Origin of the sequence: Cupriavidus sp. IK-TO18, from assembly GCF_015549295.1 — a bacterium.
Taxonomy (GTDB): Bacteria; Pseudomonadota; Gammaproteobacteria; order Burkholderiales; family Burkholderiaceae; genus Cupriavidus; species Cupriavidus oxalaticus_A.
Genome location: NZ_JADGMP010000019.1, coordinates 86,713 through 99,694, shown reverse-complemented (window position 1 = coordinate 99,694; position 12,982 = coordinate 86,713). Strand labels below are relative to the sequence as shown.

Annotated in this window: 13 protein-coding genes; 8 read left to right on the top strand and 5 right to left on the bottom strand. The window is 62.4% G+C overall.

Annotated elements, in window-relative coordinates; genetic code table 11:
• Positions 1–53: 53 nt before the first annotated feature.
• The 5 genes from IPF36_RS16865 to IPF36_RS16845 are packed head-to-tail and all read right to left on the bottom strand — an operon-like array spanning position 54 to position 5,027.
• Positions 54–812, bottom strand: coding sequence for a conjugal transfer protein TrbJ (locus IPF36_RS16865; RefSeq protein WP_195429041.1), 759 nt, complete (start codon positions 810–812; stop codon positions 54–56).
• 15 nt (positions 813–827) lie between these two features.
• Positions 828–3,284 carry a VirB4 family type IV secretion system protein gene (locus tag IPF36_RS16860; protein ID WP_195429038.1) on the bottom strand — a complete coding sequence of 819 codons (2,457 nt, stop codon included), beginning with the start codon at positions 3,282–3,284 and terminating at the stop codon, positions 828–830.
• A complete protein-coding gene (locus tag IPF36_RS16855; RefSeq protein WP_195429037.1) occupies positions 3,278–3,607 on the bottom strand; it encodes a conjugal transfer protein in 330 nt (109 codons plus the stop codon). The genes IPF36_RS16860 and IPF36_RS16855 overlap by 7 nt, the downstream gene beginning before the upstream one ends.
• Before the next feature lie 3 nt (positions 3,608–3,610).
• Entirely contained in the window at positions 3,611–3,958 is a 348-nt protein-coding gene (locus tag IPF36_RS16850) for a TrbC/VirB2 family protein (protein WP_195429034.1), read from the bottom strand.
• 19 nt (positions 3,959–3,977) lie between these two features.
• Entirely contained in the window at positions 3,978–5,027 is a 1,050-nt protein-coding gene (locus tag IPF36_RS16845) for a CpaF family protein (protein WP_195429032.1), read from the bottom strand.
• A 367-nt stretch (positions 5,028–5,394) separates the two neighbouring features.
• Here IPF36_RS16845 and IPF36_RS16840 point away from each other — a divergent pair, with 367 nt between their 5' ends.
• The 8 genes from IPF36_RS16840 to IPF36_RS16805 are packed head-to-tail and all read left to right on the top strand — an operon-like array spanning position 5,395 to position 12,973.
• The gene (locus IPF36_RS16840; protein ID WP_195429030.1) at positions 5,395–6,102 is read left to right on the top strand and encodes a VirB8/TrbF family protein; all 708 of its coding nucleotides are present in this window, start codon (positions 5,395–5,397) and stop codon (positions 6,100–6,102) included.
• 15 nt (positions 6,103–6,117) lie between these two features.
• A complete protein-coding gene (locus tag IPF36_RS16835) occupies positions 6,118–7,023 on the top strand; it encodes a TrbG/VirB9 family P-type conjugative transfer protein (RefSeq protein WP_195429028.1) in 906 nt (301 codons plus the stop codon).
• On the top strand, positions 7,023–8,264 hold the full coding sequence (locus IPF36_RS16830) for a TrbI/VirB10 family protein (protein WP_255519809.1): 1,242 nt from the start codon (positions 7,023–7,025) through the stop codon (positions 8,262–8,264). Before IPF36_RS16835 ends, IPF36_RS16830 begins: the two co-directional genes overlap by 1 nt.
• Positions 8,257–9,063 (top strand): lytic transglycosylase, encoded by an 807-nt coding sequence (locus tag IPF36_RS16825; protein ID WP_368671162.1) that lies wholly within the window; start codon positions 8,257–8,259, stop codon positions 9,061–9,063. Before IPF36_RS16830 ends, IPF36_RS16825 begins: the two co-directional genes overlap by 8 nt.
• Entirely contained in the window at positions 9,060–10,349 is a 1,290-nt protein-coding gene (locus IPF36_RS16820; protein WP_195429027.1) for a TrbG/VirB9 family P-type conjugative transfer protein, read from the top strand. The genes IPF36_RS16825 and IPF36_RS16820 overlap by 4 nt, the downstream gene beginning before the upstream one ends.
• A complete protein-coding gene (locus tag IPF36_RS16815) occupies positions 10,346–10,780 on the top strand; it encodes a lytic transglycosylase domain-containing protein (RefSeq protein ID WP_195429025.1) in 435 nt (144 codons plus the stop codon). Before IPF36_RS16820 ends, IPF36_RS16815 begins: the two co-directional genes overlap by 4 nt.
• A 28-nt stretch (positions 10,781–10,808) precedes the next feature.
• Complete coding sequence (locus IPF36_RS16810; protein ID WP_195429023.1) at positions 10,809–11,306, top strand: toxin co-regulated pilus biosynthesis Q family protein; 498 nt, start codon at positions 10,809–10,811, stop codon at positions 11,304–11,306.
• Positions 11,306–12,973, top strand: a complete 1,668-nt coding sequence (locus tag IPF36_RS16805) for a type II secretion system protein GspD (protein WP_195429021.1) — start codon at positions 11,306–11,308, stop codon at positions 12,971–12,973. Before IPF36_RS16810 ends, IPF36_RS16805 begins: the two co-directional genes overlap by 1 nt.
• Positions 12,974–12,982 lie beyond the last annotated feature (9 nt).

Below are 12,982 nucleotides of genomic sequence, written 5' to 3'. Positions count from 1 at the left end.
AGCAGTGACCAGTAGAATCAATAGACGCAATAGCATGGCTTCCCGGTACCCGCTCAGTCGGCTTGCAGCTTGCGAGAGAACACCCGGGCACGCAACTGCCGAAGTTCCTCATCCTGCGCAGTCGTGATCGCGCGCATCGCCTCAGCGCTTTGCGTTTCCCTTGCGACGCTCTGTTGGTCCTTGTCCGCGTCCGCTTGGGCCCGCACGCTCATGAGCTGCAGCAAATCCGAGTTCTGGCTGGCAAGCACGTCCAGCATCTGATTGGTGGATTGCGCCGCCGCCTGAGCCGTCGGCGAGAGCTTGACCTGTGCCTGAATCTTCTGGCGGCGCTGCGCGACAGATTGGGTGTTCTTGAAGATCTGCTCGCCCAGGCTGAACAGGTTCTTGGCCGTCTTATCGCCGTTGCTCAGCAGCTGGCGCTGGTCCTGGAACCATTGCTCCTTTGTCTTGCCCGAGGCGACGACCATGCTCTGGATCTTCTTCAGATAGTCGGCATTGTCCGAGACCGTACCATACAGGTCCTTGAGCGAGGTGCCGTAGACCTCGTACTTGCTGATGTCATCCCTGATCGCGTCCAGCTGTTCCGTCAGGGCGGCGGCGTCCAGGCCCGTGGACTGCAGAAGCTGGTTGGCCATCATCTTGTACTGGTAGGCGATGTTGGTATTCTCGTAGACCTCCGTTTTCAGCGATTGCATTGCTGTCATGGTGGTCTGAATGAGTCCCACCCAGTCGGTGACGGGCAGCGCGGCATGGGCCGAAGAAGCCCCGAAGACCGAGGTTGCGATGGCGATGTTGGCGATCCACTTCTTCACGTTGATTCTCCAAAGTTATGCTGCGCGCGCGAGCATTTCGCGCACGTAGCGGTCTTGCCAGTCGGGTTCGCCCGATGCATGGTGCTTGTCGCAGATGGACTGTGCGACACCGTCCGAGCGCAGCATGGCTACCATCTCGTCGGAAAATGCCGTCTGCAGCATCCGGGTCTGGGTGTTCGTGATCAGGAGGTAGTCGCGGTTGGGCACCGCGTCAGAGATCAGCTGAACCTGATCATCGGTCAGGCCAAACTTGTCCTTGTAGAGATCCGGGCTGGTCTTGGCCTGGCCGTTAGGCAGGTAGACCCAGTTGGCGATGTTCTCCTTGAGGATTTCGAAGTTCGCGACGCGTGCAATCTGGCGAAGAGACTGCGTCGCGGACCAGATGGCGCCGTTGAGCTTTCGGATGGTGGTAATCCAATCCTCGTAGCGCCTGTAGAAGCGTTCGTTCTGGAAGAAGAAGCCGCATTCCTCCACCTCGATGATGGTGTAGCGGATACCGTCCATCGACTGGCTGATGCGGTAGAAGGCGTAGTCGGTGAACAGTACCGCTGCGCGTTCATACTTCTGGAACAGCTCGCCCATCTCGATGCACAGGTTGTCACTGACGGCGAATGCGTCCTCGGCGTGATCGAAGAAGTGACCGTACTGACCGCCCTTGAGCCAGATCTGAAGCCGCGTGCGTAGATCCGCATGCAGCATCGTGGAGAGCGAACTGAGGGTCCAGCGTTCGCGGGGGTAGGCCGCGACTAGCTTCACCGCCTCGAAGATGTCCTGGACCTGCTGCGGCGACAGTGTGAAGTCATCGTCTTCGAGGGCGAGCGTCAGCCATTCCGTGACGTAGGTGAAGTTCGCGGGATCGGCCAGCAGCGACAAGGGATTTACAGGCGTGCTGGTCTGGAACTTGCCCGTCACGTCGATGAACGTGCCGCCACTGAGCAACGTGGGAATGCGGGTGGATCGATCCTTATCGAAGCGAATCCGACGGGCCTTGTGCCTGTCGCCTTGCGACACCAAGAAGTTCAGGAATACGGATTTGCCTGCGCCAATCGGACCGATCACGAACAAATGACCATTGCCGCCCCGCTGATGCATGTCGACGCGCTGGATGGTTCGGTGGCGCGTTGGCAGGCAGGTGAGTGGGGGCACCTCGGCGCCGGTCTTCTCGCTCAGCCATGCGTTGAACGTGGGGCCTTCCAGAACGGAGCGGACGGGCGCGATGTCAGATACCGCCGGCGTCTCGACGAACTGCAGGCGCCGTTGCTTGTCCCAGCGACCGGGGAGGGTGCTGTTCCATGCAGGCATCAGATTGGCTTTCTCGCGAATCGCCCCGAACCCGGCATTGGTCAATGCGCCCACCACCTCGCTGACGGCGTCTTCGCACTCACTTTCCGAGTCGGCATAGATAATCACCGAGATGTTGGCAAAGCCATGTTGCACGCCCTCGGCGGTGAGCCGTTTGAGGGCGTGACCCGCTTCCTTGGCGAGCTCTTCGCGGCCTTCGTCGTTTTCGCTTTCTTCCTTCGAGACATACTGCTTCATCATGGAGCGCAGGTTCACCGCGGCCATCTTGTAGAAGCGACGCACCTTCTCGATGTAGGCGGTGGCGCGCGCGGTGTCCAGAAACCGGTACATGATGCAAATGTCCAGCTCGGCATCCACTTGCAGGAGGCTGTCCAGCGCTGCTTCCTGAAAGCTCATCCATTCCTTGACCGCGACCACTGCCGCATAGCGCTTGCCATGGGCGGATTCGAACAGCAGTCTCTCGGCACCCACCGTGACTTCGGATTCCGTCAGGTGCGTGTCGAGCAGCGTGACCGGATACCGGATGCGACGCGGCGGCACGCTGGGGTTGGCAACTTGATGGAGCGCCGCATAGCTGTCCTGCATCGTGAGCCGTGTCGGCTTGATTCGCGGGATGCCGCCAGCAAACGCGTCGAGCATGGCCTCGAAACGTCGGGTATCGGCCTGCATCTTCTCCACATCGAATGCAAACGCGCTGCGAGACAGCACGGTATCCTTGGCGGCTTCTACGATCGCACCGTAGACGGACCGCCCCCCGACGGTCATGTGGTAGCCAATCTTTTCGAAGAACTTGGCAATGCCGGATTCGGGTGTATAGGCAATGCTGAGCGCGTGGGTGTTGCGGAAGTACCGCCCAGTGGTCATGTGCGCGCGGTTCAGCGCATTCAGCCGGGCATCCGTGGGGTTGCTGAACTCGCCGTCGATGAAACCGGTAGTACGGCGATGGGAGAGACGCCACCAGGCTGTGATCCGGTTGTCGAAGGATCGACAAGCCTGGTCGAGCTGGTCTCGGGCTGAGGTAATGTCACTGGCGTCGGCGCTGTCCGCATCGACGCCACGAAACTCGTAGGTCGCAAGAAGGGAGCCGTCCTTGTTCAGGATCAGTTCCGGGGTGAGGGACGTGAGCCACGGCACGATCTCTGCCAGCGGCCGGCGTTTGAGTTTCAGCATGGCAAGTCACTGTCAAAGCCGTACGGCCGGCGGAACACCGCGTCGGACTTGCCGTGCCAGGGCACCGACTCGTACAGGTCGCCGTACATGTTGTAGACGTTGAGGATCTGGTTCCACCACGGATCCCGGCTCGTCAGCCACGCCAGCAACGCATGGGTGCAAAGACCGATGACGAAGATCGACACCGGGATCTCCCAGCCGCTGCGGTAGGTGATATAGATCAGCAGCGCGACGATGGTGCCGTTGGCAATGGCGAGGCCCCGCACCGCGCCTGCGATCAGGCGAGGCATCGACAGGCCGATGCTCACATGGTGCTTTCTCATCTCTTAGAAGCCGGTGCAGGCGGCGACGATGTTCAGCGTCTTCAGGATCGAAGGCGCGGCCGCGGCCAGGCCGACGCCAACGCAAGCGCCGGAGATGAACTTGGACAGGCTCGATTCAGCATTGGCGTAGGCATAGGCGCCGAGCACGATGACGATCAGGCCGATGACGAACAGGTACTTCGTGTTGATGAACGTGGCGATGCCGCAGATAAAGTTGCCAAGATTGCCGAGGAACGAATCGTCCGCCGCGACGGCGGAGGTGGCAACGGCCATCATGCCGACGAGCAGCAGGGCGGACGGGGCGTACTTGCGAGCCGTGGCGCGGGCGCGCTGGGAGAACTGGGAGGTCATGCGGAGAGACTCCTGAGGTTTAGAAAACGCGTTGAAACTCATAGTCGTTGTTGCGAAAGCCCTTGATCTCGATGATCTCGGAGAGCACGCGCATGTCGCCTGAACGCTTCATGTGCACGACGTAATGAATGCAGTCGGCAATGAGGCGACGCATGTCTTCGACCTTCCAGCCGGAGCCGGGCGGGATACCGAGCAGCGCCATGCTTTCAAGACGAGACAAGGCCATGCGGGGACTCGGTGCATGTAGCGATCCCATGCCGCCGTCGTGGCCGGTGTTGAAGGCCTGGAGCATGTCGTAAGCCTCGCCGCCCCGGACTTCGCCAACAAGAATCCGGTCTGGCCGGAAGCGCAGAGAGAGCGCGACGAGATGCTGTGTGGTCACGCCCTTGTCGGCGTTGGAAAGCAGCCGCACGACGTTCGGCACGCTGGGCTTGAGCTCCGTCGTGTCCTCGATGGTGATGACCCGCTCCTCCGCCGGAATCTCTCCGACCATGGCATTGAGTAGCGTGGTCTTGCCTGAAGACGTACCGCCTGCCACCAGGATGTTCTTGCGCTGGCGGACTAGCTCGCCGAGCGCCTGGGCGAGTGCGTCGTCCTCGACAGGGCCGCAGAAGATGGGCGTCTCGGTTTCCGTGCGCGCATGAAGGGATGAGAACGCGCCGGCCGACACGTAGTCCGACAGGCGCATGTTCTTCTCGCGATGCCGCCGGATGCTCAGAGCATGGCCGTCGATCGACGTTGGCTGCATCACGGCGGCGATCCGCAGGCCCTTGTGACCGGCGTTGATGATGCCCTGGGCCGTGCCGCGCACCGCCGACTTTTCTACCGACGACGCCAAGGAACGAATCGCCCCCTCGATCTTGAACGGATCGATCTCGATATCGAGTCGGGTCATGATGCCGCGTCGCTCGACCCAGATGCTGTTGTGGCGATTGATCATGACCTCCGCCACGTCATCCGCATGAATGACATCGTGCAACGGCGCCAGCGATTCGAAGAACATCGACACGGCGCTGTCGGCCAGCTGCGTGAGCTGCAGAAGAGGGTGGTTGGTGGACGCTGATTCCATGCCCGCTATTGTTGGCGGGCAAACGATCCTGTAGTCGACTGAAAGCTAGGCCATTTTCAAGAGCTTTCGACGAAGTCGTGCTGCACCCAACGGACCGAGTCGAGCCAGAAGGAACATGTTCCTCCCAAAGACTGCGAATCACGCGGTCAAATCCTGAGCTTTCGAGGATTGACACCTGGTTTGGGCCCGCAACTGCGGGATTCGGGGCAAGTGCCATTGGGCAAGCCATCCCGACGGCTATGGGATCGTCAGTTTGAGGTGCAGCGAGAAGAAAAATGGAAAGCTCTGCAAATTGGCACAGCTTTCGAGGGCAGGTGTAGCTGGTTTCACTGATTCAATTAGCGGCATCCAAAAGTCCAGCCGCATCATGCGATTCCTACGCAGATCCACCGACAAAGCCAAGCCCCTGACCATTGCGCCAGGCATGTATGGCGAAGAGCCTCCAGAGCAAGTCATCTTCGATCGGACCACGCGCATTACCGTGGACCGCAATCACTGGAAGCTCGCGACAGTCGGCGCCGCGTGCGTCGCTCTCGCTGCCATTCTGACCAGAGAGCCGCCCCCGTCGGTAGTGAAGGTCGTGGGCGTTTCGGCGGATGCGACCGGGAAGCCGATCACGCGTGAACTCGACGCATTCCGGCCGGATGAACGTCAGGTGCAGGCCGCGCTCAAGGATCTCGTGCAGCGGTGGTTCACCATCGAGCCCATTCTGACGCCACAGATCGAGTCGTCGCGCATGGCGGCGAACCTGCGCTCTGTGCGAGAGCAGATGCTGGGATCGGCCAAGGAGCAGTTCAAGGCATGGGTGGATGAAGACGAGCCGTTCCGGCAGGTGATGTCGGCGCCGACGCTCACCCGGGAGCCAAAGTTCACCAATATCGCCAGCCTGCCCGACAGCACCGTGGTGGTGGAGTTCGTGACCACGACAACCGAGGATGGGTACAAGCCGCGCAAGCAGCGGTATGCGATCACTTTCCGCTACCAGGTTAAGCCGGCGGACAAGGAAGCCATGCTCGGTACGAATCCGTTTGGGGTCTTCCCCATTTTCTTCTCCATCCAGAAATCCGCGGCCTGAGCCGTGCCTATGCCCATGGAAGCGCGCAACCCCTCCCGACTTCTTCCGCTCGCCATCGCCCTTGGCCTGTCACTGTTGCTCTCCATCCCCGATGGCAACGCGGCGGAAAAGAATGGGCGCCGCCTCGGCGCAGGCGTCGCCGGCCTTGGTATCGGTGACCTGAGCGATGCCATGAACCCGGGCAACCCGTTCAACGGCGGTGTCGACCCGATCGCGTTGCCGGGTGACTCGCGCCTGGTGGTGTTCACGTATAGTCGCGACCAGATCTTCCGCGTGCTGAGCGCGCCCCTGAAAGTTACGACGATCGAGTTCCCGGACGATGAGCAGATCGTTGGCGACCCGGCCTGGGGCGAGAACGTGCGCTGGGATTACGACACGGATGGTGCCAACCATCTCTACGTGAAGCCGCAAGCGCCAGGTCTCGTCAATACGCTGTCGGTGAACACGAACAAGCGTAGCTACGAGTTCACGCTGGTGTCTTCGCCGCTGGGCGGCATCTTTTACCAGAAGGTGCGCTTCCGTATTCCGACCTCCATCTCGGCCAAGGTCAAGGCGCGCAACGATGCACGCGGCGAGCAAGGGGAGGATGCCAGGTCAGCCGCCGAAGCGCGCAACCCTGACGCCGTCGCGGTGTCGCCGGACCAGTTGAACTTCGAGTATTCCATTTCCGGCACTGCCAGCTTCAAGCCCGAGACCGCGTTCGACGATGGCAAGGCGCTGTGGCTGCGGCTGCCTGCCGCCGCGCTGCAGAGCTGGCCGGTCGCACTGGTGAAGGACGGAAGCGACTTCGTGGTAGTCAATCAAATCCGTCGCGGCGGCTATCTTGTGGTGCAGCGCCTCGCCGATACCATCGTCCTGCGCGCCGGTGAAGATGAGATCAAGATCGAGCGGGGCCGCCGTCGTGTCCTGGGGCTGTTCTGATGCGCGCCTCCAAAATGGACCCGAACGCAGCATCCGTGAGCGATGCGCAAGTTCGTACGGTGAAGGGGAAGTTGCCCCGCAACGTCATGTTCGCCCTCGGCGGCGTCACGGCGGTGCTGGTGGGCGTGCTGGGCTACTACTTCCAGACGATCACGGACGAGCAGCTGGAGGCGAAGGCCGAACAGGCGCGCGCGGATCAGATCAAGCAGCGCGCGGGCAATGCTGACAACGGACAAAGCCTTGAGGCGGCAATTCGCGCACAGGCGGACAAGGCCCGCGAGGAAGCCGACAAGCAGCGCAAGGAAGCCATTGTGCCGGACACCAAAAAGCCGGTACTGACCGCTGCCGATCTGAACGGCGGTGGCAAGGCTACGCCAGCGGTGGATGCCAAGAAGAACGAGGAGGATGACCTCTACACGGCACCGGTGTTCAAGTCTGGCGTGCGCAAGTCTCAACTGAATCAAGGGCGAGTGCCTGCCGGGATGGCGGATGTCTCGGACCCTGCGCAAATGCGCGCGATCCAGCAAGCGGTGGCGGCTCGCCAAGGCGCTGCGAATGCAGCCGCGCTCGCACAGGACAACGCGACGCCACAGCAAGTCTCGGGTGACCGGCAGTTCCTGCGTGACGCCGGGAGCATGAGCACGTTGCGAACCGGCTTCGATGGAAAGTTGCCGAAATGCACGGTCAGCCGAGGCTTTGTAATCCCGGCAGTGTTTGCCGGCGGCCTCAACTCGGACAAGCCGGGCGAGTTCCGCGCCACCGTGTCCCAGGACATCTACGACACCGTGCAGGGTACTTGCAAAGTGATCCCTGCCGGCAGCACGCTGGTCGGCATGTATAGCGCCGACATCGCCATCGGGCAGGAGCGCATTCTCACGGCGTTCGTGCGGATGCAACTGCCCAACGGCAAAACCGTGCCGCTCTTGGGGATGCAGGGTGCCGATCCAGATGGGACCGCTGGTAATAGCGGCGACGTCAACAACCACTTCTTGAGGATCTTCAGCGGTGCGCTGGTGATCGGTGCGCTCTCGCTTCGTTTCAACGATAACCCGACGACGACCACCGTCGGGCCGGCCGGTCTGGTCGCCTATGGAAACGCTGCGGGGCAAATTGCCACGCAGACGGCGCAGACGATCCTGAACCGCAACCAGAATATCCGTCCGACCATCACGACCGAGCCGGGGCAGAAGATGATGGTCCAGGTCAAGCATGACATCGTTCTAGAGGCCTATCGTGACTAAGCGGATTGCCGGCGTCCTCGTCCTGATGAGCGCGGGGCTCATCACTGCTGGCGCACAGGCTGCAACGATCGATGCGGTCATTAGCCCGAACGCCATCGTGGTGAAGGTGGACGGCCAGGCGCGTGTGCACACCCTCGAAGGCAAGCCGGTCCTGTATTGCGGACTGGAAGCCTTCCTTGGGTGGTCGGCGCGTCTGCTCGGTGCGCAGATCGATCCCGGTGTGGAGACTGGCCCAGTCGTTACGCTTGCCGGAAAAACCGTACCGATCTCCGCATTGCTCGTGCGCGAGGGTTGGCTGCGCCCGCCCGCACTGAGCGATGTCGCACAGGAAGCGCTGGCCGAGCGGCGCGGCGGCTGGGCGTGCGCGCCCAAGACGGAACCTTTCGCCCAAATGGGAAGCCGGGTGGACCCCAAGATCACGGCGGGCATTGCCATGAACGAGTCGTCCTACCGCGGCCGCCCCTGGCCGTGGACGCTCAATGTGGCGGGACGCGGCATGTTCTTCTCGACGCGCGAGGAGGCGTACGCGGCCATCAACCGGTTGCTCGCCAACCAACGCTGCGATTTCGATGTCGGGCTGATGCAGGTGAACTGGTGCTACCACGGCAAGCGGTTCGCTTCGCCGTGGGATGCCCTCGCGCCGGCGACAAACATCCGCGTGGCAGAAGACATTCTGACCGAGAACCTGCAACGCAGTGGCTCCGCCATGAAGGCGGTAGCGTGGTACCACAGCGCGAACCCAGAGCGCGGTGGGCCGTACTTCTCCCGATTCATGAAACACGTCGCCCAATTCCAATGATCAGGCCGCTTATCCTCTCCGCACTTGCTCTGATGGCGACGAACGCCATGGCGGCCGACACCGACCCGCTGGACTTCGACTATCAGGTCGTCGCGCGCGCTGCCGATCGCCCCGCCATGGTGTTCAACGATGGGCTGTCGACCTACATCCAGCCGCGACATGGCCAGGCCGTGCAGGCAGATGGCGCGATCCAGAGTGGCCCTTACTGGGTGATAGAGGGCGTTCCCGACGTGGTTCGCTACATCGTGAACGGCCAGAGTGTGGTCGCGCGCTGGAAGCGTGCAAACGGCTTCACGTCGGAGCCGGCTAATCCAGTGGGCGAAACGGCCCGTAGCCCCGCCGCAATCTCTGGGCGCCTCGCACTGATCGGCAGCTATGCCAGCCAGCCTTTGGTGCGCGCCGGCCGCTCCAACCTGCCGCTCGCGCAGCTGGTCAAGTCGATCGCGCCCGCAGGATGGAGCGGCACCGCGCAGAAGGACATCCCTTTGTCCGAAGAGGTGACCCTCGAAACGCGCGGCGGAGAAAACTGGCTGCAGGCGCTCGGCCGCGTGCTTGAGCAGCGCAACCTCTACGGCGAAGTGGATTTCAGCCGCCGCAACATCGCGCTGCGCGCCGGCCCACCGAAGAGCTTCGCCGTGGTCGAGGGTGGCGTCGCAGCCGCAACCGCCGACGGGAAGCTTCAGGCCGCTGCGCCGACAGCTGACACGGCGCGAGCTTCGCCGGCCACGTTGCCTGCTGCCCCTGCCGATGCGGTAACGCCGGTGGCCGGAACACCGCTGCCTGAGGGCCCGACGCTGGCATCGGCATTCGGTGCCATGGCGATCCGCGACACCAAGCAGGGCCGCATTGAGATTCGGTTCGAGCAGGAGCCCAAGGACCTGGTCTTGCGCGACGCATCCGACAGCAAGATCTGGACGAAGTGGGATGAGGCCCAGCGCGTACTGTCCTTCGCCACGGTCGATCGATTCACGGCGACGGCGGATGGCAAGTCTGTCGACGTGATGCGCACCCCGGAGATCGACTATGAGTTCCCGAACCAGAACGGCGCAGGTCTGGAAATGGTCTTCGAAAAGGACGGTGCGACCTATCTCAGCTTTGGCAAGTCGCTGGTGAGCGTGTCGGTGTTCGGCGATGAACACCAGCGCAACGGCGAACTCAAGGATCGGTATTACAAGTTCAATGGGATCGCCGCACGCCTGACCGTGATCGCGGATGGGAGTGTGGTCTACGTGGATCGCGTGCCGCAGGTCCGATTCAAAGAGCAGCCTGGAAAGGTGGCGCTGTGAGGATCGGTGCGATTGCGGTCGTCTGCACGGTCTTGCTGACCGGCGCCGCCCATGCCGACTGCCTGGATGATGCCGCGATGTTTCACGGCGTCAGCCCGTCTCTGCTACGGAGCATCGCCATGCAGGAGTCCGGCATGCGTTCTTGGGTCACGAACCGCAATACCAATGGCTCCGAAGATATCGGCCTCATGCAGATCAACTCCATCCACCTGCCGCGGCTGGGCCAGTATGGCATCACGCGCACCCACCTGTTTGATGGATGCATCAATGCCTACGTCGGCGCGTGGATTCTGCGCGAGAACATCCAGCGTTTTGGGCCGACGTGGAAAGCAGTCGGGGCTTACAACGCCTCCTCACCCGACAAGCAGTTGCGCTACGCCAATCAGATTCATGCGCGGTGGCAGGCGCTGCAGCGCGCCGCCTTGCGGTAGTTCCTTCACCTCAATCGAACGCATAGCTATGTGCCAACTCAACCGAACCACCCGCATTGCCGTCGCCGCAGCGTCGTTGCTGAGCGGCCTGATCATGCCAGCGGCGCACGCGTCGCAGCTGTCGAACGACGGCTGGCAGCACCTGCAGCCGCTCCGTGCCACCAAGGCTGCCGTCAACCCGACCATGCTGGCCGCGAATTCTGCCTCCGTGGCCGCGGCACCGACCAAGGCGAGCACGCCGGCAGTGCCGAGCGTCGCGCCGGCGGCTGGTGTTGTGTTCCGGCTTGTGAAAGGGGAGGCGCTGCAACAGCAGCTTCAGAACTGGGCGAATCGGGCCGGTTGGACCGTCGCATGGAATGTCCCGGACGGCTGGATTGTGCCCGGCGACAAGGACTACGGCAGTGACTTCGAGAGCGCCGTCAAGCGCGTGGTCGAAGAACTCGCCAACAACGGTGCGGACGTGGTGGGCGATAGCTGGCGTGGCAATCGCACGGTGATTATCAGCCAAAACGGGATGGTGCAGTGATGATGCAATTGAAGAGGAATACGGCGCGCTACACGGCGGCGACCGTCGCGGCTGCAACGCTGCTGTCAGGCTGCGGTGTGATGGAGACGCGCAACTTGCAGAATGCCATCGGCAGCGACGCGCATGCGGCCTACGCGGACGCGCCACGCAGCCGCCCGGTGTTCCGGGTGCATGAAGGTGCATGGCTGATGGGGGAAAAGATCCGCGCCAGCAAGCCGCAGCCGGACATCTATAACAAGCATGTGGTGTTCAGGGGCACGCTTGGCTCGTTGACCGAAGCGGCGAGCTGGATCGCACAGAGTATCGGCGTGCGTGCGACGGTAGACGCATCCGCCGTCGCAACCTCTGTGTCTGGCACCGCGCCGACCCAGCCGGCCGGCGCTGCGCGGCCGACTGGTCCTATCCCGATGGGTGGAACGCCGCGCGTGGACCTGGCCACCTCGCTGGCCGGCACGTCTGCGGGGGGCCAGGGTGCCGGCATGGGAATGACTATGCCCCTGACCCTCAGGTACGAAGGCAGCTTCAAGGGCTTCCTTGATGCCGTCGAGGCACATTTCGGGGTCTGGTCGCGTTACAACGACGGCACGGTGTCTTTCTTCAGGACGGAGACGCGGACCTTCATGCTGCCGAGCCTCGCGGATTCGTCCTCCATGAATGGCTCGATCACCACGTCGGACAGCAGTTCCGGCGGCACGGCCGGCGCCGGCGGCAATGGGTCTGGTGGAAGCGGGGCGGGACGAAGCGGCCAGTCCATGACGATGTCTACAGAGATGAAGCCCTGGGAAACGCTGCAGGCGACCGCGAAGGCAGTCGCTGGCGCGAGCGCCGAGGTCGTGGTCGACAAGAATCTTGGCACGCTGACGGTCACCGGCGACCCCGTGCAGTGCGACCGCATTGAGCAGTTCGTCAAGAGCCTCGTGGCGATGTATGGCAAGCAGGTCGCCATCGACGTACAGGTCTACGAGGTGCGCGTCACGCGCGAGGACAATTTTGGTCTGAACCTGTCGCTTGCCTACCAAAGCTCCAGCGGTAAGCCCGACGTCTCGTTCAGTTCCGTCAGCTCGCCAACGATCTCAGGGAGCGCCACCCCCATGAATCTGGGCGCGACGATCATGAGTGGTCCTTTCGCCGGCAGCAAGGCCGTGGTGCAAGCGCTCTCGACGCTCGGCAATGTGTCGCAGGTGGTGTCGCGCTCGGGCGTGACGCAGAACGGCAAGGTGTTGGCCCTGCAGACCGCCACGCTGCAGGACTATGTCGCGCAGTCGCAAACGACGCTGGCTGCCAACGTGGGTTCCACCAGTTCTATCCAGACCGGAACGGTGACCTATGGCTTCACCAGCAACTTCCTGCCGAAGGTTGTCGATGGCCGCATCCTGATGAATTTCGACATGACGCTGTCGGACCTGCTGCCGCTGCAGCGATTCAACTCGGGCGGCGATGCGAACCAGACCAGCGTGCAGCTGCGCACCATGCCAACCAACCGGTTCACACAGTCGATCACCCTCAAGCCCGGTGAATCTCTTGTACTCACTGGCCTGCGCAACCAGAAGGCGTCCTCGACCAACAACGGCGTGGGTGAACCCTGGATGGCTGCGCTCGGCGGCGGGGTTGGTGCCCTCAGGGGAGACACGGTCATCGCCATCATGATCTCGGCCCGCTTGCTGTAACAGAGAGAC